22 protein-coding genes, 2 tRNA genes and 1 pseudogene are annotated in these 25,921 nt (G+C 70.5%); 11 read left to right on the forward strand and 14 right to left on the reverse strand.

The window, feature by feature from the left end; genetic code table 11:
* Positions 1-3 precede the first annotated feature (3 nt).
* The 9 genes from ACQ1X7_RS09300 to gyrB form a co-directional block, all read right to left on the reverse strand.
* Positions 4-1,284: an ABC transporter substrate-binding protein gene (locus ACQ1X7_RS09300; RefSeq protein ID WP_432477902.1), complete on the reverse strand. Its 1,281-nt coding sequence runs from the start codon at positions 1,282-1,284 to the stop codon at positions 4-6.
* Complete coding sequence (locus ACQ1X7_RS09305; RefSeq protein WP_432477903.1) at positions 1,284-3,803, reverse strand: hypothetical protein; 2,520 nt, start codon at positions 3,801-3,803, stop codon at positions 1,284-1,286. Before ACQ1X7_RS09305 ends, ACQ1X7_RS09300 begins: the two co-directional genes overlap by 1 nt.
* A gap of 553 nt (positions 3,804-4,356) precedes the next feature.
* Positions 4,357-6,879: a malectin domain-containing carbohydrate-binding protein gene (locus ACQ1X7_RS09310; RefSeq protein ID WP_432477904.1), complete on the reverse strand. Its 2,523-nt coding sequence runs from the start codon at positions 6,877-6,879 to the stop codon at positions 4,357-4,359.
* A gap of 376 nt (positions 6,880-7,255) precedes the next feature.
* A tRNA-Ala gene (locus tag ACQ1X7_RS09315) sits at positions 7,256-7,331 on the reverse strand.
* Positions 7,332-7,340: 9 nt separating this feature from the next.
* Positions 7,341-7,475 carry a DLW-39 family protein gene (locus tag ACQ1X7_RS09320; RefSeq protein ID WP_432477905.1) on the reverse strand — a complete coding sequence of 45 codons (135 nt, stop codon included), beginning with the start codon at positions 7,473-7,475 and terminating at the stop codon, positions 7,341-7,343.
* A 34-nt stretch (positions 7,476-7,509) separates the two neighbouring features.
* Positions 7,510-7,583 (reverse strand) — tRNA-Ile (locus ACQ1X7_RS09325).
* 221 nt (positions 7,584-7,804) lie between these two features.
* Positions 7,805-8,386, reverse strand: a complete 582-nt coding sequence (locus ACQ1X7_RS09330; protein WP_432477906.1) for a DUF3566 domain-containing protein — start codon at positions 8,384-8,386, stop codon at positions 7,805-7,807.
* Entirely contained in the window at positions 8,386-11,073 is a 2,688-nt protein-coding gene (gyrA, locus tag ACQ1X7_RS09335; RefSeq protein ID WP_432478336.1) for a DNA gyrase subunit A, read from the reverse strand. The genes ACQ1X7_RS09330 and gyrA overlap by 1 nt, the downstream gene beginning before the upstream one ends.
* Positions 11,074-11,208: 135 nt before the next feature.
* On the reverse strand, positions 11,209-13,368 hold the full coding sequence (gene gyrB, locus ACQ1X7_RS09340; RefSeq protein ID WP_432477907.1) for a DNA topoisomerase (ATP-hydrolyzing) subunit B: 2,160 nt from the start codon (positions 13,366-13,368) through the stop codon (positions 11,209-11,211).
* A gap of 356 nt (positions 13,369-13,724) precedes the next feature.
* Here gyrB and ACQ1X7_RS09345 point away from each other — a divergent pair, with 356 nt between their 5' ends.
* The 4 genes from ACQ1X7_RS09345 to ACQ1X7_RS09360 are packed head-to-tail and all read left to right on the forward strand — an operon-like array spanning position 13,725 to position 15,952.
* Positions 13,725-14,051, forward strand: a complete 327-nt coding sequence (locus ACQ1X7_RS09345) for a PadR family transcriptional regulator (RefSeq protein ID WP_432477908.1) — start codon at positions 13,725-13,727, stop codon at positions 14,049-14,051.
* A gap of 1 nt (position 14,052) precedes the next feature.
* A complete protein-coding gene (locus ACQ1X7_RS09350) occupies positions 14,053-14,421 on the forward strand; it encodes a DUF1048 domain-containing protein (protein WP_432477909.1) in 369 nt (122 codons plus the stop codon).
* Entirely contained in the window at positions 14,412-15,194 is a 783-nt protein-coding gene (locus ACQ1X7_RS09355; protein WP_432477910.1) for an ABC transporter ATP-binding protein, read from the forward strand. The genes ACQ1X7_RS09350 and ACQ1X7_RS09355 overlap by 10 nt, the downstream gene beginning before the upstream one ends.
* The gene (locus tag ACQ1X7_RS09360) at positions 15,191-15,952 is read left to right on the forward strand and encodes an ABC transporter permease (RefSeq protein ID WP_432477911.1); all 762 of its coding nucleotides are present in this window, start codon (positions 15,191-15,193) and stop codon (positions 15,950-15,952) included. Before ACQ1X7_RS09355 ends, ACQ1X7_RS09360 begins: the two co-directional genes overlap by 4 nt.
* 25 nt (positions 15,953-15,977) lie before the next feature.
* Here ACQ1X7_RS09360 and ACQ1X7_RS09365 read toward each other — a convergent pair whose 3' ends face one another.
* From ACQ1X7_RS09365 to dnaA, 5 genes are all read right to left on the reverse strand, one after another.
* Positions 15,978-16,526: a DUF721 domain-containing protein gene (locus ACQ1X7_RS09365; RefSeq protein WP_432477912.1), complete on the reverse strand. Its 549-nt coding sequence runs from the start codon at positions 16,524-16,526 to the stop codon at positions 15,978-15,980.
* The gene (gene recF / locus ACQ1X7_RS09370) at positions 16,519-17,664 is read right to left on the reverse strand and encodes a DNA replication/repair protein RecF (protein ID WP_432477913.1); all 1,146 of its coding nucleotides are present in this window, start codon (positions 17,662-17,664) and stop codon (positions 16,519-16,521) included. The genes ACQ1X7_RS09365 and recF overlap by 8 nt, the downstream gene beginning before the upstream one ends.
* Positions 17,665-17,666: 2 nt before the next feature.
* Positions 17,667-18,590 (reverse strand): phosphogluconate dehydrogenase (NAD(+)-dependent, decarboxylating), encoded by a 924-nt coding sequence (gnd, locus tag ACQ1X7_RS09375; RefSeq protein WP_432477914.1) that lies wholly within the window; start codon positions 18,588-18,590, stop codon positions 17,667-17,669.
* 10 nt (positions 18,591-18,600) lie between these two features.
* Positions 18,601-19,749: a DNA polymerase III subunit beta gene (gene dnaN, locus ACQ1X7_RS09380; protein ID WP_432477915.1), complete on the reverse strand. Its 1,149-nt coding sequence runs from the start codon at positions 19,747-19,749 to the stop codon at positions 18,601-18,603.
* 441 nt (positions 19,750-20,190) lie between these two features.
* Positions 20,191-21,645 carry a chromosomal replication initiator protein DnaA gene (gene dnaA / locus ACQ1X7_RS09385; protein WP_432477916.1) on the reverse strand — a complete coding sequence of 485 codons (1,455 nt, stop codon included), beginning with the start codon at positions 21,643-21,645 and terminating at the stop codon, positions 20,191-20,193.
* 622 nt (positions 21,646-22,267) lie between these two features.
* On the opposite strand from dnaA, the gene rpmH reads away from it, so the two are divergent.
* The 7 genes and pseudogenes from rpmH to ACQ1X7_RS09420 all read left to right on the forward strand — a co-directional run.
* Complete coding sequence (gene rpmH / locus ACQ1X7_RS09390) at positions 22,268-22,405, forward strand: 50S ribosomal protein L34 (RefSeq protein ID WP_432477917.1); 138 nt, start codon at positions 22,268-22,270, stop codon at positions 22,403-22,405.
* 21 nt (positions 22,406-22,426) lie between these two features.
* A complete protein-coding gene (rnpA, locus tag ACQ1X7_RS09395; protein ID WP_432477918.1) occupies positions 22,427-22,762 on the forward strand; it encodes a ribonuclease P protein component in 336 nt (111 codons plus the stop codon).
* Positions 22,759-23,049 carry a membrane protein insertion efficiency factor YidD gene (gene yidD / locus ACQ1X7_RS09400; RefSeq protein ID WP_432477919.1) on the forward strand — a complete coding sequence of 97 codons (291 nt, stop codon included), beginning with the start codon at positions 22,759-22,761 and terminating at the stop codon, positions 23,047-23,049. Before rnpA ends, yidD begins: the two co-directional genes overlap by 4 nt.
* Complete coding sequence (yidC, locus tag ACQ1X7_RS09405; protein ID WP_432477920.1) at positions 23,050-24,075, forward strand: membrane protein insertase YidC; 1,026 nt, start codon at positions 23,050-23,052, stop codon at positions 24,073-24,075.
* Between the two features lie 23 nt (positions 24,076-24,098).
* Positions 24,099-24,749 (forward strand): R3H domain-containing nucleic acid-binding protein, encoded by a 651-nt coding sequence (locus ACQ1X7_RS09410; RefSeq protein ID WP_432477921.1) that lies wholly within the window; start codon positions 24,099-24,101, stop codon positions 24,747-24,749.
* 67 nt (positions 24,750-24,816) lie between these two features.
* Positions 24,817-25,449, forward strand: coding sequence for a 16S rRNA (guanine(527)-N(7))-methyltransferase RsmG (rsmG, locus tag ACQ1X7_RS09415; RefSeq protein ID WP_432477922.1), 633 nt, complete (start codon positions 24,817-24,819; stop codon positions 25,447-25,449).
* A gap of 263 nt (positions 25,450-25,712) precedes the next feature.
* Positions 25,713-25,921 (forward strand): annotated as a pseudogene (locus ACQ1X7_RS09420) (ParA family protein); the annotation flags it as partial.

The following is a 25,921-nucleotide window of genomic DNA, read 5'->3' on the forward strand; positions in this document are numbered from 1 at the left end:
GGATCAGGCGGTGGGCGACTCGAACCAGTAGAGCCTGGGCGCGCCCGCCAGGTCGACCGGCCGCAGGCCCGGGTCCTGGGTGGTCGCCTGGAGGGGCACCACCGCGTCGTCCGCCACCGCGGCCGGGGCCGCGGTGAAGTCGAGCGCCGGGCCGGCGAGCCCGTCGCCCTGGTCAGCGGTCAACCCCGACAGGGCGTCGCGCACGTCGGTGGCGTCGGCGCTGCCCGCGGCCGCTGCCGCGGTCACGAGCGCGACGACCGCGTCGTGGGCGCGGGCGTCCGCCGCACCGGCCACGGTCTCGAACTTCTCGTCGTCGAAGTAGTCGGTCACCTCGCCGTCCTCCGCGGTGACCCGCAGCGCGGCGAGGTACGCCGAGACCGCAGCACCCTCGGTGCCGGGGGCCAGCGCCGCCACGTCGTCGGTGTCGAGCCCCGCCGTGGTGAGCGGCGTGCTGAGCGACCCGCCCGCCTCCTCCAGCGCCGTCGAGAACGCCGGGCTCACGGCGTCCTCGGTGAGGAAGACCGGCAGCGTGACGTTGCGCTCCTGGAGCGCGTGGACCGCCCGGGCCTGCAGCTCTGCGGGGCCGGTCACGACGACCGAGTCGGCCCCGGCCGCGCTGCGGGACAGCCGGACCACGCGGGCGGCGACTCTCGCGGCGTTGCCGCTCCGCAGGGTGACGGTGCCGGCCTCGTCCACGTTGACAGGCGTCCCGCCGGCGTCGACGACCGCGGGGCGGGTGACGCCGGTCGACTCGAGGGCGGCGGCGAGCGTGCTGGACACCTGCCCTGCGTCGGCACCGGTGGTCCAGACGCCCTCCGGCAGCTCGCCGGCCGCGTCGGCGTACGGCAGCAGCACGGGCACGCCGGCCTCGGCAGCGGCGTCGAGCGCGCGGTCGACGTGGGCACCCTCGGTCGCCATCACGATCCCGCTGACGCCCTCGTCGGCGAGACTGGTCACCGCGGCCTCGGCGCCCTCGGCGGTTCCCTGGTCGTCGCGCGGCACGATCTCGACGTCGACGTCGCCCAGTCCGTAGCGGTAGGCGGCGACCTGGGCGCCCTCGGCAGCCTCGTTCCACTGGGCACCCTCGCCGGGGGCCGAGCTCAGGCTGACGACCACGCCCACGGACACGGCCTCCGGAGCACCCTCGGGGGCCAGCTCGACGGCCGGCGGGCTGACGGGCCGTCCGGTCTCGGAGGGCGTGTCCTCACCGGTGCAGGCCGAGGTGCCCAGGACGACCGTGGAGGCCGCGACTCCCAGCAGGAGCCGCGTGCGACGCGCCCGCATCAGCTGTCCCCGATGCGGAAGCTGTAGACGGTCCGGTGCTGCGACCCGCTCGGCAGGTCGAGCCGGAACGCCGGCATGTCGACCAGCATCTGCATGGCGGCGTCGGTCTGGGCCTGGCGCAGCATCAGCCCGTCGACGTCGCGGTGACGCACGTTGGCGTACGCCGTCGTCTGGTCCCCGGCCAGGCCGAGCTGGTAGTCGGCGGTCCGGGCGGTCGCGGCGTTGGTGGCCATGGCGCCCAGCAGTCCGCCGCCGCCCTCGCGGCGCTCGCCGAGGTCGAGCAGCACCGTGCGCAGGTCGCCCACCAGCAGGGTGGTCGCGGCCTCCATGTCGCGCGTCGAGGAGGTGACGCCGGAGTCGATCTGCGAGAGCCCCTTCTCGATCGTGTCGGTGACCCGGTTGCCGGCCGCCTCCTGGGCCTGGGCGAAGTCGCGCTCGAGCCCGTCGAGGCTCTTCCGGCCGTTCTGGACGACCGCGTCGGAGGAGCTGCTCAGACCGCTGGAGGACCGCTCGAGCATGGCGCCGAGCTCGTCGCTGGCCGTGCTGCCAGCCTCCGAGACCTTTTCAGTCTGTGAGCCCAACTCACTGAGGATCCTCTCCTCCGCCGTATCGATCAGATCCTTGACGGTGCCTTCGATAGTGGTGATCTCCTCGTAATCCTTCTTGAGGACATCCAGCGCATCGTCGAGTGCTTGCTGGTTGCCCGTCAGTTCCGTGAACTGGTCATCCAGACCGCCGTCCCCGGTGATGAGGTCCTCAAGCGAGAGTCGATCGGCGCCGAATCGTGCGTCCAGCGCAGACTCGATGCGATTCTGCATCTTTTCAAGTGCCGTCCTAGCCAACGCCAACTGCTCCCCGGCGGACGTGATTGCAGTGTCGACGTTGTCAAGGCGGTCGTACTGGGTCTCCAGCCGGGTTGCCATTGCGGCAGGGTAGTCAGGCGCTGTGTCCTCATCCGCGCCGTCTGGCGGCAACTCGCCGTTGCCCTGCCCGTGGCACGTCCCTGCGAGATGGCGGCGGATCTCATTGAGTCGAGCCTGCTGCTGCGCCGTGTAGGAGGGGTCGTTTTCGAGGTCGCACAAGGCGTCAGCGGCCGTCTGGTTCTGCGCGACCATCGACTCAAGGTCCGTAAGAACCGGATCAACCTGACTCCCGATGGTGTCGAGGCTGGTCAGCGCTTGGTCGATCGCGGTAATCGCGAGAGGGATGTCGGCCCCAGAGAGGCTCGGCAGCACGGTCCCATCGGCGAGAACCACCTCGGGATAATGCTCGTTGGCCCGCGCTGCTCCCTTGAGCGTCTGGACGAGGCCAATTCGTCCGTCCTTGATGAGGTCGGTGATCCGCTTGATCTTGCCGATCGTGTCGTCGAGCGTGGCCACCGCGTCAACGGCCTCCGTGTAGTGGCCAAGGCGTAGAGCCTCGACCGCCTTTGCAGTCCTTGCCCGCAAATCCGCGGTGATCTCCAGCATCGTCGACTCTGCTCCGAACAGCGTGCAAGTCGCGGAACTGTTGTCGGCGCACGTGTCTGTGTCTGGGTTCTCTGGACCGATGTTGGTGAGGATGCTGTCCTTGACGGCGACCTTGCACTTCTCGGTCGCCTCGGCGTACCCGTCGAGCTGACCGGCGACCTGGAGCAGGCTGCCGTAGACCGAGCCGGCCTGCTTCGGGTCGGCGACGGTGGTCTCACACCCCGTGCCGCGCACCTGCGCCGGCTGCGGCTGGGCCGAGGTGTCACCGAGCATCTGGTCGACGGTGTCGACGGCCGCCTGCATCTCGGCGATCGCCGACGACCCGGTGGCCTCGAGGGTCGAGGAGAGCTCACCGCGCAGGCTCTCCAGCTGGCCGTCGAGCGCCTGCATGTTGCCGGTCACCGACTCGGTGCTGGACTGCAGGTCGGACACGGTCTGGGTGCCGAGGGTCTCGGCGGAGTCGGTGAGGCTGGTCCGCACGTCGGAGATGGTGTCGCTGGCCTTGGCGAGGACCACGTTGACGTCGGTGATCAGCTCGATGGTGCGGCGCTGCAGGTCGAGCTCGTCGGAGTTGGCCGGGTTGAACGCGGAGTCGACGAGGGCGCCGATCGACGGGTCGGTCACCAGGCCGGGCTGCACGCTGAGGTCGAAGGTCGGCACGTCGAAGTCCTTGGCGTCGACGACCAGGCTCATCTCGGTGGCGGAGCTGAGGACCGGCGGGGCGAGCAGCGCCGCCCACTGCACGGTGGTGCCGTCGGAGTCCTCGCCGAGGATGCCGTTGGTGACGTTGACGCCGCTGCCCTTGTCGTCGGTGACGACGCGGGCGGGCTTGAGGTCACCGAGCGCCGTCGACGCCGTGACCGTCAGCGGGGAGCCGACCAGGGCGGCCTGCTGCCGCGAGGCGCCGGCGGCGTCGTAGGTCAGCACGTCGGGCTTGACGGTGAGGTTCTGGACGGTGAGGTCGATCGCGATCCGGCCGGTGTAGCCCTGGAGGTCGGCGAGGTCGGTGCCGGCGCCCTCGGAGGTGCGCCACGACGTGAGCACCCGCACCGGGAGGTCCCCCACGACGTCTTGGGGCGCGTAGGTCTCGTCGGAGGTCTCGGCGTCCTCGACGCTCCCCTCGGTCCGGACGACCGAGCTGCCGACGCCGGTCGTGGTGCCGTCGGGGCCCATGGAGACGTCGACGGACTGAAGGACCCGCTCCGTGGTGGACTCCACGGTCGGTACGGCCGCAGGCTGGGCGGCCGTCGCCGCACCCGCCCCCGCCATCACCGTGGTCAGCGCGAGCGCGGTGGTCGCCCACGCGGCTCGACGGACGTTCCCCATGACGCGAAGAGGCGGAATCACTGGTCTCCCCCGGATCTTGGATCAATGAATTCAGGCACCGGAACAGACCTCTAACGTCCCGAGTCCCCGAAAGGATACGAAAGATGGCCGATTCTGGCCAAAGTTCGCCTAGATCCGTGCCACGGGCGGACCAGACCGCGTCTCTCCGTGCCACGAGGGCGTGCCCCGGCGCCCGCCCCGTGCCGGCGTGGTCGAGGCCGGCGGGTCGTCGGACCCGCCGGCCCCGGTCGCGAGGTGACCTACCCGATCGCCGTGCTCACCGGACCTGGAGGAAGAGCGGGCCGCCGTTCCAGTCGACGCCGTCGACCGCCGGCCCGCTGACGTCCTGGACCGTGCCGCTCGTGCCGCCCGCAGCCCATCCGACGGACTTCAGGCTGCCGTCGGTGCTCGAGAAGTACAGGCGGCCGTTGGCCAGGAAGCCGCCGCGCACCTTGCCCCAGTCGATGCCGCTGGCGTCGGTCGGCGTGAACCGCACGGCCCCCACGATCGAGCTCTCCGGCGTGAAGTACCGGTAGTAGAGCTGGTTGGTGTTCCGACGGACGTAGTACAGGCGTCCGAGGTCCCGGTCGAACCACATCGCGCGGATCGTCGGGAGCTCCTGGGCGAACTCGGTCAGGCCGTAGAGGTCGACGACCCGTTCGGTGCCGAAGGTGTTGTCGTTGTTGAACAGCGGGCGCCACCGCAGCGTGCCGTCGGCCCACCCGGTGTAGACCCGGCCGTCGACCATGAAGGCGCCCCGCGCGCTGCTCCAGTCGATCCCCCCGTTGTCGATCTGGGTCGGCGTACCCGCGGAGGACTCGGTGAGCGGCGTGGTCACCAGGTCGTCGGTGCCGTCGGACGGCGGCGGGACGTCGGTCCGGACGATCTCGATCCCGTTGACCCGCGGGTTCTCGATGCCGGTCAGGAACAGCAGCGGGTTGTCCAGGACGTGGGCGAAGTCGATGTCCACGTTCCCGTCGTTGGCCGCAGCCGGGATGTCGAAGGTCTTGACCGTCCCGGTCGTGGTGCCGACCTCGTTGATGATGTCGTAGTTGTCGAGCCTCAGCTGGTTCTCGACCGAGACGTCCATCTGTCGGGGCCGCGTCGCCGAGGCGTCGTTGGCGAAGTACAGCCGGACCTGCAGCGGGACCCCGGTGGTGACCGGGAAGTTCCACTCGAGGTTGGTCCCGTTGCGGGGATCGACGCGCGCCGTGCTGAAGATCGACGGCGGAGTGCTGGCGGGGACCGCCGGCGACGGCGTGAAGACCCGGGTGGTCGACGCCGTGCTGCTGCCCGAGGTGCGCCACGGCGAGGTCGTGCCCTGGTCGGCCTCCCAGTCCGGCCCGTTGTCGAGGGCCTGGACCCCCGGCCCGCCCGCGTTGACGCGGTAGAGGACCGGCGCGGGACCCGTCTGGGCCTCTGCCTTCCCTGCCTGGAACACCGTTCCCGGGAGCGATCCGGTGTTGTCAGGTGAGGTGGTCTTGCCTCCCTCGAGCGGGAACAGCCCGATCCGCCCTGCGGGATCACCGCCGAGGGTGTCCCCGTCGTGCCCGACCCAGAGTCCCTGGGAGTTCGACACGAACCGGCCGACACCCCAGTTGAGCGGGAGCTTGCCGGCGTTGAAGTTCAGCGGAAGCCCGTTGCGCGGGTCCAGCGCGGACAGGCCCTTGCGGCCCACGGAGCCCGGCCCCTCGCGGTCCGCGAGGAAGGGCGCGTTCATCCAACGGAAGTGCCCACCCGTGTAGACGGCTGCTCCCGTGATGTGGATCGCCGTGGTCGTGTCACCACCGACGTAGTCGACCCAGGTCGGCTGCTGGTTCGCACCCGTCGTGTCGAGCTCGAAGCGCGACACCGAGTCGCAGAGCGTGCCGGAGGCGACGCCGCCGTTGAACGCCCCACCGGTGCCGACCACGAAGTACTTCCCGTCCGGGGAGATGTCCACCCCGAGGGTGTAGGTCGGGAAGCTCGCGCTGCAGGCCATCGAGAAACGCGTCGTGGACCAGTCCGCCAGCGTCGCCGTCGGGCCGCTGGTGTCGACGACCGCGACCTGCACCCGGCTCTGCCCGTTGACCGTGCGGAAGTTGCCGATCGCGACCAGGCGCGACCCGTCGGGCGACATCGCGAAGCGCTCGACGCCGACGCCGTTGTAGCCGGACGGCAGACGCGAGCTCGTGGTCTCCCGGAACACGTCGCTGAAGGTCAGGTTCACGGTGCCGGTGTCGGCCCCGGTGGTGGGGTCGAGCGCCGCGAGCGACGTCCTCGGCTGACCGCCCACGGTCTTGAAGTAGCCGCCGACGTACAGCTTGCCGTTGGCGAGCTCGAGGTCCATCACCTTTCCGTCGATGGACGGAGGCTTGAAGGTGCTCACCACCTGGCCGGTGTTCACGTTGATCCGCGCGACCTTGTTGGTGCGCCCCGCGCCGTTGACGTTGCCGAACTGCCCTCCGACGTAGACGCTCTGCCCGTCACCCGCGGGGATGACGTCCCACACCCGGTTGGGGACGGTCGGCACGAACGTCGTGCTGATCTTGCCGGTCGAGTCGAACGCGAAGATGTTGTTGCGGGTCACCGGGCTGGCCGCACCGCGCTCCAGCACCTGGGTGAAGTTGCCGCCGGCCACCGTGATGTCCCCCACGGTCGCGACGCCGAACACCCCTCCGCCGTCCTGGACGCTCGGCGTCCAGGAGACCGGCCTGTTGGCGACCGTCCCGTCGTGCGGCGTACCCGCGAACGACGGAAGGACCGAGGTCACCAACGCGACCATGCCCAGGCCGATACCGATCCGCGCTGACCGTCTCATCCCACTTACCCCTTGCTCCACATCGCGGGTGCCCCCTTCACGACGGTGCATGGGTCCCCCGAGGACCAGACGCGTCGTCATGATGGTCCGCACGGCCGCACCTCGGACGAGGTGCCTTGGGCCGCCCCGAGCCAGTCTGTGCGCCCATGCCCGTGGGCGCCTGCCCCACATTGGGGATTCTCGTGCGCGACGAGGACGCCGGCGGTCACCGCGAGGTCAGGGCGGCCGGTGAAAGCCGGCCGGGAATCCCCTCAGGACTCCCGAGTGGTGACGTGGTGGAGCCTGGGGGACTCGAACCCCCAACCCCCTGCTTGCACAGCCCAGGAACAGCCCAGCCGCTACCAGTTGCGCCCGGGCGCGGGACCGAGTCGTGCCGTGGTGGAGCCTGGGGGACTCGAACCCCCAACCCCCTGCTTGCAAAGCAGGTGCGCTACCAGTTGCGCCAAGGCCCCTCGGAGGGGTCAGCCCTCGCGGGAGGAGCCGACCTGATCGGTCGCCTCGGCCCACAGGGCCTGCTCGTGCCGGGACTCGTCGAGCTTCTTCTTGGCGAAGACAGCACCGGCGGCAGCGATCACGATCAGCAGGATCTTCTTCATCGGGGACTCCTCGTCGCAGCGATCCGGCACGGGGTGGGCCTAACAGGACTTGAACCTGTGACCTCTTCCTTATCAGGGAAGCGCTCTAACCGTCTGAGCTATAGGCCCGGGGACGCCTCGCGAACGTCGACGGCCGCCCTCGCATCGTGCCGGGCGACCGAGGAGTGACCCTACCGCAGGCCGTCCGGACCGCCCAAAACCCCGTCGCTCACCCCTGCCCGGCCCGAGCCTCGTGGGCGAGTCTGCAGGTTCGCGCGGGAAGTTTCGGGCACCAACCTCCGGTTTCCCCGCTCAGCCGGGGAAACCGACGACGGGAACAACGCGTCAGATCAGTTGTCCTCGGCGAGGGTGACCTCGACTCCGCCGAGCAGGGCGGCGGCCATGTTGTAGAGGAAGGCCGTGAGGGTCGCGATCGCGGTCAGCAGCACGACGTCGACGACCGCGACCAGCATCGTGAACCCGAGGACCCGGGAGGTGCTGATGTAGTCGGTGACGTCGAAGTTGCCGGCCTCGCTGCCGAGCACGTCCTCGACGGTGGCATTGATGGACTCCCAGACGCCGGCGCCGCCGAGCACGGTCCAGACGATGAAGACCGAGACCACGGTGACGATGCCGAAGGCGACGGCGAGCAGGAACGACGTCTTCATCACCGACCACGGGTCGACCCGGGTCAGCCGCAGGCGGGCCCGACGCGGGCGCTTGCCGCCGCCGGCGGCGGCCGCGGGACGACGCCGCGACGACGTCATCTGCTTCTTCGGGGCCTCGGCGTTGCGGCGGTGCTCGTCGGCCGCGCGCGCCAGCTTCGACTGGATCCGCTCGGAGAGCGGTGGGCGGGTGGCGGTGTCGTCGGTGCTGTCGGGGCTCCGGACGGCGGCCCTCTCGGCCGTCCGCTCGGCACTGCGGTCCGACATCAGTCCTCCTGGGTCCCGTGGTCGCTGGCCGGGTCAGCCGGGTCGTCAGTCGCGTCGTCGACCGGGGATCCCTCGATTGTTGCATCCGCGCCCGCATCCTGCGATTCCGCGAGCACGCCCTCCGAGACGACACCGTCGACGTCGTCGGGGTCGGCGCCGGTGCCGACCGGCTCGTCCTCGACCACCGTCGCCTCCACCGAGCGGGCGACCACGGCGACCGCGTCGCCGTCGCGGAGCCGGACGAACGCCACCCCCTTGGTGGAGCGGCCCAGGGGACGGAGGCTCCCGTCGACGGGGGTCCGGACGACCTGGCCGGACTGGGTGATCGACATGACCTCGTCGCCCTCCACGACGATGAAGGCGCCCACCAGGCCGCCGCGCGACTCGTCGTCGAGCTGCATGGTCTTGATGCCGAGACCGCCACGGGACTGCAGGCGGTAGTCGGTGATCTTGGACCGCTTCGCGAAGCCGCCGTCGGTGATGGTGAAGACGTACTGCTCCTTGACGTCGGGCAGGGAACCGGGCTCGATCTGGTCGGGAGCCAGTCCCTCCTCGATCACCCGGGCCTCGGCGGCCTCCTCGGCCGCCACCTGCTCGGCGCGGATCACCGACATCGACAGCATCGCGTCGCCGTCGCGGAACTTCATGCCCGTGACCCCGGACGTCGCCCGGCCCATCGGGCGCAGCTGGGAGTCGTCGGCCTTGAACCGGATCGCCTGTCCCTTGCGCGAGACCAGCAGGATGTCGTCGTCACCGTTGACCAGCTCGGCCCCGATCAGCTCGTCGTCGTCCTCGCGGAAGTTGATGGCGATCACGCCCGCCTGGCGGGGACTGTTGTAGTCGCCCAGCCGGGTCTTCTTCACCAGCCCGTTGCGGGTGGCGAGCACCAGGTAGGGAGCCTGCTCGTAGTCGCGGATCGCCAGCACCTGCGCGATGTTCTCGTCGGGCTGGAAGCTGAGCAGCCCCGCGACGTGCCCGCCCTTGGCGTCCCGCGACGCCTCGGGGAGGTTGTAGGCCTTGGTGCGGTAGACCCGGCCGGCGGTGGTGAAGAACAGCAGCCAGTGGTGGTTGGTGGTCGCGATGAAGTGCTCGACCACGTCGTCGCCGCGCAGGGTGGCCCCGCGGACGCCCTTGCCGCCGCGCTTCTGGCTCCGGTACGCCGTCCGCTGGGTGCGCTTGGCGTAGCCACCGCGCGTGATCGAGACGACCAGCTCCTCGTCGGGGATCAGGTCCTCCATCGACAGGTCGCCGTCGGCCGCGATGATCTGGGTGCGCCGGTCGTCGCCGTACTTGGTGACGATCTCGTCGAGCTCCTCGGCGATGATCTCGCGCTGCCGGGTCTCCGACTCGAGGATCGCGCGCAGCTCGGCGATCTCCTCCTCGATCCGGGCCAGGTCGTCGATGATCTTCTGCCGCTCCAGCGCCGCGAGCTGGCGCAGCTGCATGTCGAGGATCGCGCGGGCCTGGAGCTCGTCGATGTCGAGCAGCTCGACCAGCCCCGAGCGCGCCGCCTCCGCGCTCGCGCTGGCGCGGATCAGCGCGATGACCTCGTCGAGCATGTCGAGCGCCTTGACCAGGCCGCGCAGGATGTGGGCGCGCTCCTCGGCCTTGCGCAGCCGGTAGCGGGTCCGGCGCTGGATGACCTCGACCTGGTGGGCGACCCAGTGGCTCACGAACTGGTCGATGGTCAGCGTGCGCGGCACCCCGTCGACCAGGGCCAGCATGTTGGCGCTGAAGTTGGTCTGCAGCTCGGTGTGCTTGAGCAGGTTGTTGAGCACCACCCGGGCGACGGCGTCGCGCTTGAGCACGACGACGAGCTGCTGGCCGGTGCGCGAGGAGGTGTTGTCCTTGACGTCGGAGATCCCCTGCACCCGGCCGGAGTCGGCCAGCTCGGCGATCTTCAGCGCCAGGTTGTCGGGGTTGACCAGGTAGGGCAGCTGGGTGATCACCAGCGTGGTCCGTCCGCGGGCGTCCTCGTCGACCTCGATCACGGCGCGCTGGGTGATCGAGCCACGCCCGGTGCGGTAGGTCTGCTCGATCCCCTGCCGGCCCACGATGAGGGCGGCGTTCGGGAAGTCGGGTCCCTTGATCCGCTCGATGAGCGCGTCCTGCAGCTCCTCGCGCGTGGCGTCGGGGTGCTCGAGCGCCCACTTCGCCCCCTCGGCGACCTCGCGGAGGTTGTGGGGCGGGATGTTGGTGGCCATGCCGACCGCGATGCCGGCGCTGCCGTTGACCAGCAGGTTGGGGAAGCGGGCCGGCAGGATCGCCGGCTCCTCGGACCTGCCGTCGTAGTTGGGGACGAAGTCGACGGTCTCTTCCTCGATGTCGCGGACCATCTCCATGGCCAGCGGCGCCATCCGGCACTCGGTGTAGCGCATCGCGGCGGCCGGGTCGTTGCCCGGTGAGCCGAAGTTGCCCTGGCCGTGGATCAGCGGTGCGCGCAGCGTCCAGGGCTGGGCCAGCCGGACCAGGGTGTCGTAGATCGCGGTGTCGCCGTGGGGGTGGTACTGGCCCATCACGTCGCCGACGACCCGGCTGCACTTGGAGAAGCCCCGGTCGGGCCGGTAGCCGCCGTCGAACATCGCGTAGAGCACCCGGCGGTGCACCGGCTTGAGCCCGTCGCGGACGTCGGGCAGCGCCCGGCCGACGATGACCGCCATCGCGTAGTCGATGTAGCTGCGCTGCATCGACACCTGCAGGTCGATCGGCTCGATCCGGCTGCCGCCGTCACCGCCGTCCCCGATCAGGTTCCCGGTCTGTTCCGTCACGTCGTCTCGTCTCTCTCCACTGGTCTACCGATGTCTAGGGCTGGTGATAGAGACCTAGATATCGAGGAATCGGACGTCCTTGGCGTTGCGCTGGATGAAGGACCGCCGCTGCTCGACGTCCTCGCCCATCAGGATCGAGAAGATCTCGTCGGCACGGGCGGCGTCCTCGAGGGTCACCTGCAGCAGGATCCGGCCGTTCGGGTCCATCGTGGTCTCCCACAGCTCGTCGGCGTTCATCTCGCCGAGGCCCTTGTAGCGCTGGACCGGGTTCTCCTTGGGGAGCTTCTTGCCCTGGGCCAGCCCGTCACGGCGTACGGCGTCGCGCTCGGCGTCGGAGTAGACGAACTCGTGCTCGTGCGGCTTGTTCCAGCGCAGCCGGTAGAGGGGCGGCTGGGCCATGTAGACGTAGCCGTGCTCGATGAGCGGCTTCATGAACCGGAACAGCAGGGTCAGCAGCAGCGTGTTGATGTGGTGGCCGTCGACGTCGGCGTCGGCCATCAGCACGATCTTGTGGTAGCGCAGCTTGTCGAGGTCGAACTCCTCGTGGATCCCGGTGCCGAGCGCGGAGATGATGGCCTGCACCTCGGTGTTGGCCAGCACCTTGTCGATCCGCGCCTTCTCGACGTTCAGGATCTTGCCGCGGATCGGGAGGATCGCCTGCACCCGCGGGTCGCGGCCCTGCTTGGCCGAGCCCCCGGCGGAGTCGCCCTCGACGATGAAGACCTCGCACTCCTCGGGGTTGGTCGACTGGCAGTCGGCGAGCTTGCCGGGCAGACCACCGCCTCCCAGCAGGCCCTTGCGGTTGCGGGCCAGGTCACGCGCCTTGCGGGCCGCGATCCGGGCGCTCGCGGCGGCCTGCGCCTTGCGCACGATGTCCTTGCCCTCGGCAGGGTTCTGTTCGAGCCAGGCGCCGAGCTGGTCGTTGACCAGTCGCTGCACGAAGCCCTTGGCCTCGGTGTTGCCGAGCTTGGTCTTGGTCTGTCCCTCGAACTGCGGCTCGCCCAGCTTGATCGAGATGATCGCGGTGAGGCCCTCGCGGATGTCGTCGCCGGAGACCCGGTCGTCCCGCTTCTTGATCAGGCCCCACTCCTCGCCCCAGTTGTTGACCAGGGAGGTGAGCGCGGCCCGGAACCCCTCCTCGTGGGTGCCGCCCTCGTGGGTGTTGATCGTGTTGGCGAAGGTGTGGACCGACTCGGTGAACGAGGTGTTCCACTGCATCGCCACCTCGAGGCTCATGTGGCTCTCGGAGGACTCCGGCGTCTCGGCGTCGAAGTTGATGATCGTCGGGTTCGCCTTGTCCTTGCGGCGGTTGAGGTGCTCGACGTAGTCGACCAGGCCGCGGTCGTAGCGGAAGACCTGCTCGATGCCGCCGTGGGCGCCGCGCTTGATCGCGTCGCTGCCGTGCTGGTCGACGGACTCGGCGACGGTGTCGTCCTCGACCGCCTCCGCGACCTGGTCGGCCTTCGGCCGCTCGTCGCGGACCACGATCTCGAGGCCCTTGTTGAGGAAGGCGTACTCGCGGATCCGGGAGGTGATGGTCTCCAGCGAGTAGTCGGTGGTCTCGAAGATGTCGGGGGAGGCCCAGAAGGTGACCGTGGTGCCCGTGCGCTCGTCGTCCTCCATCGGGCGGACCTGCTCGAGCTCGCCGTCGGGCACGCCGAGAGTGAACGTCTGCCGCCACAGGTGGTCACGGTTGCGGACCTCGGCGACGACCCGGCTCGACAGCGCGTTGACCACCGAGACCCCGACGCCGTGCAGGCCACCGGAGACCTTGTAGCCCCCGCCGCCGAACTTGCCGCCGGCGTGCAGCACCGTGAGCGCCAGGGTGAGCGCCGGCAACTCCTGGCCGGGAGCCGTGTCGGTGGGGATGCCGCGACCGTTGTCCTCGACCCGGACCCCGCCGTCGGCGAGCAGGGTCAGCACGATCCGGTCGCAGTGGCCGGCCAGTGCCTCGTCGACCGCGTTGTCGACGATCTCCCAGATCAGGTGGTGGAGCCCGCGCTCGCCGGTGGACCCGATGTACATGCCGGGCCGCTTGCGGACCGCCTCGAGCCCCTCGAGGACCTGGATGGCCGAGGCGTCGTAGGAGACGTCGGGGTCGGTGAGGGTACTGCTGGGGGTGGGTTCTGGGGTGTTCTCGACGGCGGTTTCGTCGGTCACGCGCAACCTCTCACACAGGGCTCGCACCCGGGGGAGGGGGAGCCGCTCTGGCATGGCACGGGCCGCGCCTGGAGAGGTCGCGACCCGACGTCCATGATACCCCCTGGAGGCTCTGGAACCACGCGCCCGGGCCCGGACGTGGGGGATCTGGGGACGAAACGTCCCCCTCAGCGGCCCGGAACCCCGGCTGGCAGCGCCGAACAGGGGTGCGGTGAGGGCCCAGTACGCACGCGGAGCCGCCTGGGCGGCTCTCAGCCGTCTCGGGCGCGGTACCGCCCGGAGCGCCGCGGGTCCCGGACGGGGCTCGCCCACGAGGGACGAAACGCCCTCGGTATTCAGTGTTGCTATCTACCGGTACTCAGTGTTACTGTCTACCGGTAGTCAACATCACTGAGTAGAGAGGCCGGCCGATGGGCAAGCAGGTGACCGAGCTGCTCAAGGGCACGCTGGAGGGGATCGTCCTCGCGATCCTGTCCGGCCGCGACGCCTACGGATACGAGATCACCGCCTGGCTGCGCGACCAGGGCTTCACCGACATCGCCGAGGGGACCGTCTACGCCCTGCTCGTACGGATCGAGCAGCGCGGCCTGGTCGACGTCGAGAAGGTGCCCTCCGAGAAGGGCCCCCCGCGCAAGGTCTACTCCCTCAACGCGCAGGGACGGACCCACCTCGAGGAGTTCTGGAGCACCTGGAGCTTCCTCGCCGAACGACTCGAACGACTCAAGGAAGGCAGCTGACATGGCAGCGAAGTGGATCGAGACCCTCACCGGGTCGCTGGAGCAGAAGAAGCAGTACAAGCAGACCAAGGCCCGGATCGACGGGCTCCCGGAGCCGTACGCGACCGCAGCGACGGCGATGCACCGGTACTTCATGTACTACGGGGGCATCACCGACGGCGACACCCTGGTCACCATGTTCGGCGACCTGGCCGACCTGTGGGAGCGGGCCGCCACCGACGGGACCCCGGTCAGCGCCATCGTGGGCGACGACCCGGTCGAGTTCACCGAGGAGTTCGCCCGGGCGTACGTCGGCAAGCAGTGGATCGACAAGGAACGGGCCCGCCTGGTCGAGGCGATGGACCGCGCGACCCGTGGGGAGTGGTCGTGACCAGCGCGGTCCTCGTCCGGGGCCTGGAGAAGTCCTTCGGCGAGCTGCGGGTGCTGCGCGGCGTCGACCTCGAGGTCGCGCCGGGGACCATCGTCGCCCTGCTCGGGTCGAACGGGGCCGGCAAGACCACGGTGGTGCGGATCCTGTCCACGCTGCTGGCGGCCGACGCCGGATCGGCGAGCGTGCAGGGCCACGACGTGGCGACGCACCCCGCCGAGGTGCGCGAGTCCATCAGCCTCACCGGGCAGTTCGCCGCGGTCGACGAGATCCTCACCGGCCGCGAGAACCTGGTGCTGGTGGCGAAGCTGCGGCACCTGTCCGGCGCGGACGCCATCGCCGAGGACCTGCTGGCCCGGTTCGCCCTCACCGAGGCGGCCGACCGGCGGGTGGCGACGTACTCGGGCGGGATGCGGCGGCGGCTCGACATCGCGATGAGCCTGATCGGGGACCCGCCCGTGATCTTCCTCGACGAGCCCACGACCGGGCTCGACCCCCAGGCCCGGCTCGAGGTGTGGGCGGCGGTCAGGGAGCTGGCCGCCGGTGGCACCACGGTGCTGCTCACCACCCAGTACCTCGACGAGGCCGAGCAGCTCGCCGACCGGATCGCGATCCTCCACGAGGGTCGGGTCATCGTGGACGGGACGCTCGCGGAGCTCAAGCAGCTGCTCCCGCCCGCCACGGTCGAGTACGTCGAGAAGCAGCCGACCCTCGAGGAGGTCTTCCTCGCCCTGGTCGGCACCCCCAACCCGTCACCCACCCAGGAGCGACCATGAACCGGCACTTCCTCGGCGACACGACAGTCCTGCTGGGACGGTCGCTGCGCCACATCACGCGCAGCGTGGACACCATCATCACCACGACGATCATGCCGATCGGCTTCATGCTGCTGTTCGTCTACGTGTTCGGGGGCTCGATCGACACCGGGTCCTCCTCCTACGTGACCTACCTGCTGCCGGGCATCCTGCTGATCACGATCGCCTCGGGCGTCTCCTACACGGCGTTCCGGCTGTTCCTGGACCGGCAGAGCGGGATCTACGAGCGGTTCCGGTCGATGCCGGTCGCGCGCTCGTCGGTGCTGTGGGCGCACGTGCTCACCTCCATGGTCGCCAACCTCGTCTCGGTGGTGGTCGTCGTGGCCGTCGCCCTGCTCATGGGCTTCCGGTCCGACGCCGGGGTCCTGACCTGGCTCGCGGTCGCCGGGATCCTGGTCCTGTTCACCCTGGCCCTGACCTGGCTCGCGGTGATCCCCGGCCTCTCCGCGAAGTCCGCGGACGGCGCGGTCGCGTTCTCCTACCCGCTGATCTTCCTGCCGTTCATCAGCTCGGCGTTCGTGCTCACCGACAACATGCCCGGCCCGGTGCGTGCCTTCGCCGAGAACCAGCCGGTGACCCCGATCGTCAACGCGATCCGCGACCTGTTCGCCCAGCAGCCGGTCGGCTCCGGCATCTGGACCGCCCTGGCCTGGTGCCTCGGCCTGCTCGTCCTCGCCTACGCACTCGCGATGGCGAGCTACCGCCGCCAGACGGCGTGAGGGCCGCCGCCCCCCGACACCCGGGTCAGCCGTAGGTGTCGCGGGGGCCGCGGCCGTCCCGCACCGAACGGGGCCCCTTCCGCCACGACGGACCCCGCGGGCCCTGGACGTCGATCACGGTCACGGTGCCGTGGCCGAGCTCCTCGTTGAGCCGGCGTACGACGGTCGGTGCGAGCAGCTTCAGCTGCGTGGCCCACGCCGTGGAGTCGGTGCGGACCACCAGCCGCCCCTCGGCGAAGCTCTCCGGGGTGCTGTGGGCGGCGACCTCGGCGCCCACCAGCTCCGGCCAGCGGCCGAAGACGCCGTGGACCCGCAGGTCGACGTCCCAGCCGTGGTCCTCGACCAGCCGGCCGACCGTGGTGTCGAGCAGCTGGGGGTCGCGGTCGTCGGGGTGCGCGCCGGTGACGGGCTTGCGGGACGGTGGCTGCGAGGGGGTCCAGTTCTTCGACCGCTTGCGGGCCCGCTGGGCCGGGGTGGAGCGGGCACTCGCGCGGGTCATCGCCCGGGCCAGGTCGAGCCCGTCGTCGCGGTGCTGCTCCTCCGGCTCGTCGACGGGCCGCTCGTCGTCAGGCACGGGTCACCGCCCCGTCGGCGACCTCGAAGCGCACCCCCGCCAGCGCCTGGGGGACGTCGGCGTCGACCGCGGCCGTCACCAGCACCTGCTCGGCGCCCGACACCAGGTCGGCGAGCTGCTGCCGCCGCTCGGTGTCGAGCTCGGCGAAGACGTCGTCGAGCACCAGGATCGGGTCGTCGCCCTCCGCCCGGAGCAGGTCGTACGACGCCAGCCGCAGGGCCAGCGCGAACGACCACGACTCGCCGTGGGAGGCGTACCCCTTCACGGGCAGCCGACTGTCCGCCGAGCCCAGGGTCAGCCGGAGCTCGTCGCGGTGGGGCCCGACCAGCGAGATGCCCCGGTCGAGCTCGTCGCCGCGGCGCTGCTGCAGGGCCTCGAGCAGCGCGTCGGTGAGCGTGCCGCGGTCGGGGTCCCCTGTCGCCTCGAGGTCCAGGGAGGGTGCGTAGTCCAGCCAGGCGTCGTCGCGCGAGGCCCCCCGGGCGACCGTCTCGTAGGCCTTGCCCACGTAGGGCCGCAGCTGGTCGACCAGCTGCAGGCGCGCTCCCAGCAGCTCGGCACCCACCCGCGCGAGGTGCCCGTCCCAGACGTCGAGCGTCGAGAGGGCGGAGTCGCGAGAGCCCCCGCGGGCGAGACCTGCCGTCTTGAGCAACGTGTTGCGCTGCTTGAGCACCCGGTCGTAGTCGGACCGGACGCCGGCCAGCCGCGGCGTCCGGAGCACCAGCAGGTCGTCGAGGAACCGGCGCCGGTCGGACGGGTCACCCTTGACGAGCGTGAGGTCCTCGGGGGAGAACACCACCGTCCGGACCAGGCCGAGCAGGTCGCGGGCGCGGGGGAGGACCGAGCGGTTGACCCGGGCCCGGTTGGAACGGCCCGGGGAGATCTCGACCTCCAGCACCGCCGTCCGGCCCTCGCGCACCACCGCCCCGCGGACGACCGCGCGTTCGGCGCCGGCGCGCACGAGCGGGGCGTCGGTCGCGACCCGGTGCGAGCCGAGGCGGGAGAGGTAGTCGACCGCCTCCACGAGGTTGGTCTTGCCCTGGCCGTTGCGGCCGACGAACGCCGTCGCACCCGGTCCGAGCTCGACCTCGAGGTCGGCGTAGGACCGGAAGTCGTGCAGCGTCAGGTGGGCGACGTGCACGGTCAGTCCTGACGGTCTGGTGCCGCGTCGCCACCCGGGGGCGGCGAGGTGTGCATCGCGTGACCGCCGAACTGGTTGCGCATCGCGGCGACGGCCTTCATCGCCGGGGAGTCGTCCTGGCGGGAGACGAACCGGGCGTAGAGCGCCGCGGTGATCGCCGGCGTCGCGACGGCGTTCTCGATGCCGGCCTCGACGGTCCAGCGGCCCTCGCCCGAGTCGTCGGCATAGCCACGGATCCCCTCCAGCGACGGGGTCTCGTCCAGCGCCTGGACCAGCAGGTCGAGCAGCCAGGACCGGATGACGGTGCCCTCGCGCCAGGACCGGAACACCTCGGTCACGTTGGTGGTGAGGTCGGCCTTCTCGAGCAGCTCCCAGCCCTCGGCGTAGGCCTGCATGACGGCGTACTCGATGCCGTTGTGGACCATCTTGGAGAAGTGGCCGGCCCCGACCGTGCCGGCGTGGACGGCGCCGAAGTCGCCCTCCGGCTTGAGCGCGTCGAACGCCGGCTGCACCTTCGCGACGTCGTCGTCGGAGCCGCCGTACATCAGGGCGTACCCGTTCTCCAGCCCCCACACGCCGCCGGAGACGCCGCAGTCGACGAAGCCCACGCCGCGGCCGGCCAGCAGCTCGGCGTTGGCCTGGTCGTCGGTCCAGCGCGAGTTGCCGCCGTCGACCACCAGGTCGCCCTCGTCCAGCAGGTCGCCGAGCGCCCGGACGGTCTCGCGCGTGGGATCGCCCGCGGGGACCATCACCCACACCACCTTCGGTGAGGGGAGGGCGGCGACCAGCTCCTCGAGGCTGCCGACGTCGGCGACCTCGGGGTTGCGGTCGTAGCCCACGACCGTGTGCCCGGCACGCTGCAGCCGGGTCCGCATGTTGCCGCCCATCTTGCCCAGTCCGACGAGACCGATCTCCATGCGGACCAACCTACGGCAGTTACGAGAGCAGACGACGCGGCATCAGCAGGTAGCGGAACGCCGGGACGGCGGATTCGCCGGCGTCGTCGGACTGACCGCTCATCACCACCGGCTTGGAGGCCTGGGTGAAGGCCAGCTCGACCACCGCCTCGTCGATGGCGGTGAGCCCGTCGAGCAGGAACTGCGGGTTGAACCCGGTGACCAGGTCGTCGCCGTCGATCTCGGCGTGCAGCGACTCCGAGGCCTGGGCCTCCTCGCCCGAGCCGGCGTCGAGGGTCAGCTGCCCGTCGGCGAACGCCATCTGGACGGCGGTGTTCCGCTCGGCGACCAGGGCGACCCGCTTCACCGAGTCGATCAGGTCGGCCTTGTCGACCCTGGCGGTGGTGAGGTGCTCGGCGGGGAACAGGTTGCGGACCTTGGGGAACTCGCCGTCGAGCAGTCGCGTCGTCGTACGCCGTGCGCCGCCCGGGCCGATGCCCTCGAACCCGATGATCCCCTCACCGGTGCCGCTGGCGGCGAGCGCGATCGTGACCTCGCCGCCCGCGGTGAGCGACTTGGCGGTGTCGCCCAGCACCCGGGCCGGGACCAGCGCGGCGAGCGACTCGTCGGGGGTGCGGGGGCTCCAGGCGAGCTCGCGGTGGCTGAGCCGGAACCGGTCGGTGGCGAGCAACGAGATGGTCGACCCGTCGATCTCGATCCGGACGCCGGTCAGCACCGGCAGCATGTCGTCGCGCCCGGCAGCCGTGACGGCCTGGGCGACCGCGTGGGAGAACTGGTCGCTCGGGACGGTCCCGGTCGCGGCGGGCATGTCCGGCAGCGTCGGGTAGTCCTCGACCGGCATCGTCTGCAGGCTGAACCGGGCCGAGCCGCACGTCAGCGAGACCCGCGGCCCGTCGAGCACCATCTCCACGGGCTTGGCCGGGAGGCTGCGGCAGATGTCCGCGAGCAGCCGGCCGCTGACCAGCGCCTGGCCCTCGTCGGAGACCTGCGCCTCGGTGAGCGTGGCCCGGGCCGAGGTCTCGTAGTCGAAGGTCGACAGCACGAGGCCTTCGTCGCTGGCCTCGATGAGCAGGCCGGCGAGCACGGGGACGCTCGGGCGGACCGGGAGGCTGCGGGCAGCCCAGGCGACGGCATCGGCGAGCACGTCGCGTTCGACGCGGAACTTCACGGTGCGAGCTCCTTCACGCTGCAAGCTTGATCTCGGCAGGGACCTGCGAGGCCGAGGGGGCGGTGGGAGGTGAATCCTGCCACGCCGGGTGACCGAATGCCGAGGAGTGGTGCCGGGAGGCCCCGGTCGGGGAGCCGGTTGTCCCCAACCGGAGGGTCGGACGAGTTTCCACGGGCATTCGACCCAGAGATGGACTCGTGGGAGTCATAGCGTAGGTGGAAACTGTGGACAAGTGACGTCGTCGCAGGTCAGAGGGGGTGTGACCGGTGCACGAGGGATGTGGAGGGACTGGGGACACGGGGCGCCCCCATGTGAACGGACGGTGACGCCGGGGGCAACACTCACCGGTTGTGCACAGCCTGTGCACGACTCGGCCGCGATGAACCACAGCTTCTCCACACTCCGAACGTGTCGTCCGCCAGGGATCTGGCACCCGTCGCCTCAGCCCTGGCGGGCCTGCATCTTGATCCGGTTGGTGAGCTCGCTGACCTGGTTGAACACCGCCCGGCGCTCGGCCAGCAGGGTGTTGATCTTGCGGTCGGCGTACATCACGGTCGTGTGGTCGCGGTTGCCGAACTCGGCGCCGATCTTGGGCAGCGACAGGGCGGTCAGCTCGCGGCACAGGTACATCGCGATCTGCCGGGCCATCACCAGGTGGCGCCCCCGGCTGGGGCCGGTGAGCTCGTCGATGGAGAGCCCGAAGTACGCCGCGGTCTGGGCGATGATCAGGCCGGCGGTGATCTCGGGCTCGCCGCCCTCGGGGATCAGGTCCTTGAGCACGATCTCGGCCAGGGTCATGTCGACCTCCTGGCGGTTCAGGTTGGCGAACGCCGTCACCCGGATCAGGGCGCCCTCGAGCTCGCGGATGTTGGTCTGGATCTTGGACGCGATGAACTCCAGCACGTCGGGCGGAGCGGTGAGCCGGTCCATGGCGGCCTTCTTGCGCAGGATCGCGATCCGGGTCTCGAGGTCGGGCGGCTGGACGTCGGTGATCAGTCCCCACTCGAACCGGTTGCGGAGCCGGTCCTCGAGCGCCTCGAGCCGCTTGGGGGGACGGTCGGAGGTCAGCACGATCTGCTTGTTGGCGTTGTGGAGGGTGTTGAAGGTGTGGAAGAACTCCTCCTGGGTCTGGGTCTTGCCCTCCAGGAACTGGATGTCGTCGATGAGCAGCACGTCGACGTCGCGGTAGCGGCGCTTGAAGCGGTCCTGCCGGTCGTCGCGGATCGCGTTGATGAACTCGTTGGTGAACTCCTCGCTCGACACGTAGCGCACCTTGTGGCCGGTGTAGAGGCTCCGGACGTAGTGGCCGATCGCGTGCAGGAGGTGGGTCTTGCCGAGGCCGGAGTCGCCGTAGACCATCAGCGGGTTGTAGGCCTTGCCGGGTGCCTCCGCCACGGCGACCGCGGCGGCGTGGGGGAACCGGTTGGAGGAGCCGATGACGAACGTCTCGAAGGTGTACTTCGGGTTGAGGCGGGTCTCGAGGGAGGGAACGCTCGGACCGGTCGTGCCCGGCTGGGCGCCGTTCGCGGGGCGGTCGGGGCGCGCCTCGGAGAGGGGCGAGGCGTCTCGAAGACTTGTCGACATGTCGCCATGGTGATCTGTCGACTCGTCGACCTGCGACTCCGCGGTCTCGGGCGCCTCCTCCTCCAGGGCCGGGTTGACGGTGACCGCGATCCGGATCTCGTGGCCCAAGGCCAGGGTCAGCGCGTCCTCGAGCTGACCGCGGAGCCGACCCTCGAGCTGGGTGCGGGTGAAGTCGTTGGGGACGGCGACGATCGCGGTGCTCTCGTGGAGGGTGACCGGCTCGCTCGAGCGGAGCCACGCCCGCTGGTTGGGCTGGAGGTCCTCCAGGACACGACGCCACGCCGCCCCGAGGTCCGGTTCATGGTGCTCCACGCGAGCCTGCCTTCCGCGATGTCTGGCGACCCGACCCCGGCCTGCTCCGGGCCTCGTGGCCGTCTCTCTGGTCCACAGGATTGTCCACAGACTGTGCACCTGGTCCGTCCTTGTGGAAGAACCTGCTCCGAGGGGCGGGCCGCGATCGCGATGATCTGCGTTTCAGCAGGTCAGAGGCCACATGAACAGGTCTGTGAGACCCATCACACGCACCAGAGGACCCGTGGAACCGGCGCCGGCGGGGAAACCCGGAAGGGCCGAACGTAACAAGCGCCCGACGGCTCCGGCAAGGGTTTCTCCACAGGCTGTGACGGCGGTCTCGGCCGCCGGTCCGGGAGCTCGCGCCGGGGCGCGCCCCGTGGGTTTGACCCTGCGTCGCGCGCCCGCGTACCGTTGGCCGGTCGCCAGGTAGTGACTCGTGTCCGCGGCTGCTCCCTTCCCAGGGCCCGGGCACAACGTCGACGGGTGCCGCACGTCCATGGAAGCGCCGTCTTGCGTGGGTGGGCGGTGCCAGCCGAAAGGCCGGTACCGGCGTCGCGCGGCCCCGTTTGCGCGGGTTCCGGGCGGCCCTCGGTCCACTCCGCCGGGTGACGAGTCCGCCACCACCACGAAAGAGATCGCCGTGAGCAAGCGTACGTACCAGCCGAACAACCGTCGCCGCCACAAGGTGCACGGTTTCCGACTGCGCATGCGCACCCGCGCCGGCCGCGCCATCCTGTCCTCGCGCCGCCGCAAGGGCCGCAAGAGCGTCAGCGTCTGACCCGGCCTCGAGGCCACCTCCGTGCTGCCAGCGGCCCATCGGCTGACCAGCGGTCGGACGTTCCGATCGGTCATCCGTGACGGCCGCCGCGCCGGGTCCCGCACGCTGGTCGTGCACCTGGCCACCGACGACGGCCCCCGCGAGGCTCGGGTGGGCATGGTCGTCAGCAGGGCAGTGGGCAACTCGGTCGTCCGGCATCGCGTGCAACGCCGTCTGCGCCACCTGGTCCGGGAGCACCTCGCGTCGCTCCCGGACTTCACCGTGCTCGTGGTCCGGGCCACGCCCGCGGCCGGGACCGCGTCGTCGCGGGAACTCGGCACCGACCTCGGGCGTTGCCTGCAGCGGGTGATGTCGTGAAGTACCTGCTGATCGGCCTCCTGCGCGCGTACCGGCTGCTCATCAGCCCGCTCTACGGCCAGGTGTGCCGCTACCACCCGTCCTGCTCGGCCTACGCGCTCGAGGCCGTGACCGTGCACGGCAGCCTGCGCGGGACGGCCCTCGCGGTACGCCGACTCGGGCGCTGCCACCCCTGGGCGGCGGGAGGCTACGACCCGGTGCCCCCGTCCCGGGACGAGGCGGACCGGGAACCGATGCTCGACCCCACGCCCCAGCAGCGGGCGGACATTCCGAGGCTAGGAGCCTGAGTGATCGACTTCTTCCAGGAGATCGGCGGCTTCATCATGACGCCGCTCTACTACGCGATCTCGTTCGTGCTGGACCTGTTCCACCAGATGTTCAGCGCCCTGGGCCTCGACCCGGCCGGCGGCGCGTCGTGGGCATTGTCGATCATCGGTCTGACGCTGGTGATCCGGGCGGCCCTGATCCCGCTGTTCGTCAAGCAGATCAAGTCCAGCCGGAACATGCAGCTGATCCAGCCCAAGGTCAAGGAGCTGCAGAAGAAGTACGGCCACGACCGGGAGCGACTCGCCCAGGAGACGATGAAGCTCTACCGCGAGTCGGGTACCAACCCGTTCGCCTCGTGCCTGCCGATCCTGCTGCAGATGCCGATCTTCCTGGCCCTGTTCCAGATCCTCAACAACGCCTCCAAGGAGATCCCCAAGGGGGTCCTGACCCAGACCCAGGCCCGCCAGTTCGGTGAGGCGGAGCTGCTCGGCGTCCCGCTGTCGTCCACCTTCATCGGGGCCGACGGGGACGTCGGGGTGATGGTGATGGCGGCGCTGCTGGTGCTGGCCATGACCGCCACCACGTTCCTGACCCAGCGGCAGCTGATGAGCAAGAACATGCCGCCCGACGCGCTGACCGGACCCTACGCACAGCAGCAGAAGCTGCTGCTGTTCGTGCTGCCCGTGGTGTTCGCGGTCGGCGGCATCGCGTTCCCGATCGGTGTGCTCCTCTACTGGACCACCTCGAACCTGTGGACGATGGGCCAGCAGTTCTACGTGATCCGCAACAACCCCGCTCCCGGGACTCCGGCGTTCGCGGCCAAGGAGAAGCGGGACGCGGCCAAGGCGGCCCGGCACGGGACGGTCGAACCGGAGGCCGCGTCCGAGACCGGATCCGGCACCACCACCGCCACCGAGGAGCGGCCCGCGCAGCGCCAGCAGCCCAAGCGCCAGTCGCGGGAGCAGCGGAAGAAGCAGGGCAAGGGCAGGAGCGGCCAGCAGAAGCCGCCGCCCGCGGACACCCCACCCACGCACGAGACGCAGTGAACGACCCGGAGGACAGGACAGCGATGAGTGAGCAGGACCAGGCCGTGACCGAGCCGACCGAGCAGGACCAGGAGCGCGTGCACCAGGAGCAGCCGGGCGAGGCCCAGTCGGAAGAGGCCCAGTCGGAAGAGGCCCGGACGGAAGAGGCCCAGTGGGAGGAGGCCCAGTCGGAAGCCCAGTCGGAGGAGGGACAGCCAGCGGCCGAGGGCCTGAGCCGCACCGAGCGGCTCGAGCAGGAGGGCGACATCGCGGCGGACTACCTCGAAGAGCTGCTCGACATCGCAGACCTCGACGGTGACCTCGACATGGACGTCGACGGCGACCGGGCGTCGGTCTCGATCGTCGGCGCCGAGCTGCAGCAGCTGGTGGGCCGGGACGGCGAGGTGCTGGACGCCCTCCAGGAGCTGACCCGGCTCGCGGTCTATCGCGAGACAGGCGAGCGGTCCCGGCTGATGCTGGACGTCTCCGGCTACCGGGCCGGCAAGCGCGAGGAGCTCGTGGCGCTCGCAGAGCGCACCGTGGGCACCGTGAAGGACTCGGGGGAGGCGGTCTCCCTGGACCCGATGTCGCCGTTCGAGCGGAAGGTCGTGCACGACGCCGTCGCCGCCGCTGGGCTGACCTCGGAGTCCGAGGGCGTGGAGCCGAAGCGCTACGTGGTGGTGCTCCCCCAGTGAGGGGCCCCGTGAGGGTGGCCGGCTGATGGCCGAGCATGTTTCACGTGAAACCGGTGGAACGCCCCCTGTGCCCGCTGCGGCGCAGGGGGCGTTCCCGTCCGGCCGACTGCAGCTGGCCGAGCGGTACGCCGCCTCGCTCGCGAACGACGGGGTGCTGCGCGGCCTGATCGGTCCGCGGGAGGCGCCGCGGCTCTGGGAACGCCACCTGCTCAACTGCGCGGTGCTGGAGCAGGCGATCCCGGAGGGGGCCACGGTCTGCGACCTCGGCTCGGGAGCCGGGCTCCCCGGCGTGGTGCTCGCCCTCGCCCGCCCGGACCTCCGGGTGACGCTGGTCGAGCCGCTTCAGCGGCGGACGACGTACCTCGAGGAGGTGGTGGAGGACCTCGGGCTCCGAGAGGTCTCGGTGGTGCGGGCGCGTGCCGAGGAGCTGCACGGCGGGGAGGTCTTCGACGTGGTGACCTCACGGGCGGTGGCCCCGCTCGGACGACTCCTGCGCTGGTCGATGCCCCTGGTGGCCCCGAGGGGGGCACTGGTGGCGATGAAGGGATCCTCGGTCCGCGACGAGATCGAGGCCGCGCGACGGGACCTGCGTCGGCTGCACTGCGCCGACCCGGACGTGCTCACCCTGGGTGCCGGACTGGTCGATCCACCGACCACGGTGGTGCGGGTGGCCTGGGCGGAACCGGCGAGGGTAGGTTGAGGCCTTCCGGTCCCCGGTTCCCGGGGCCGACGGAGTGAGCAGTGAAAGGTCCGGTCGAGGTGTCCCAGAGTCCGTCGCGCGTCACGGACGACGGCCTCGGATGGCCCTCGGGGGGAGCCCTCGCAGACGGTGCGTCCGGGGAGCGTCCCGAGTTATCCACCGGCCTCGGCTGGCCCACTGAGCGCACTTCTCCACATCTCGACCCGACTTATCCACAGGACGAGGATCTCGGTGACGACCCGTCCTCGGCCGGAGGGAGCCCCGTGGTTTCACGTGAAACCGAGCCCGACCCGACCTCACCGCCGCCGCCGCACCAGGTGCGGACCGCCGCGGACGTCGCGGCCACGGGCCGGGGGTTCGACGACGACAGCACCCCGCTGGCGCGGGCGGCCGAGCACACCGTGATGGCCCGGTTCAGTGCCCGGATGCGCCCTCCGGTGCCGCGGCCGGAGCGAACCCGGGTGATGGTCGT

It is taken from the genome of Nocardioides sp. GXQ0305 (assembly GCF_050880345.1).
Classification (GTDB): Bacteria; Actinomycetota; Actinomycetes; order Propionibacteriales; family Nocardioidaceae; genus Nocardioides.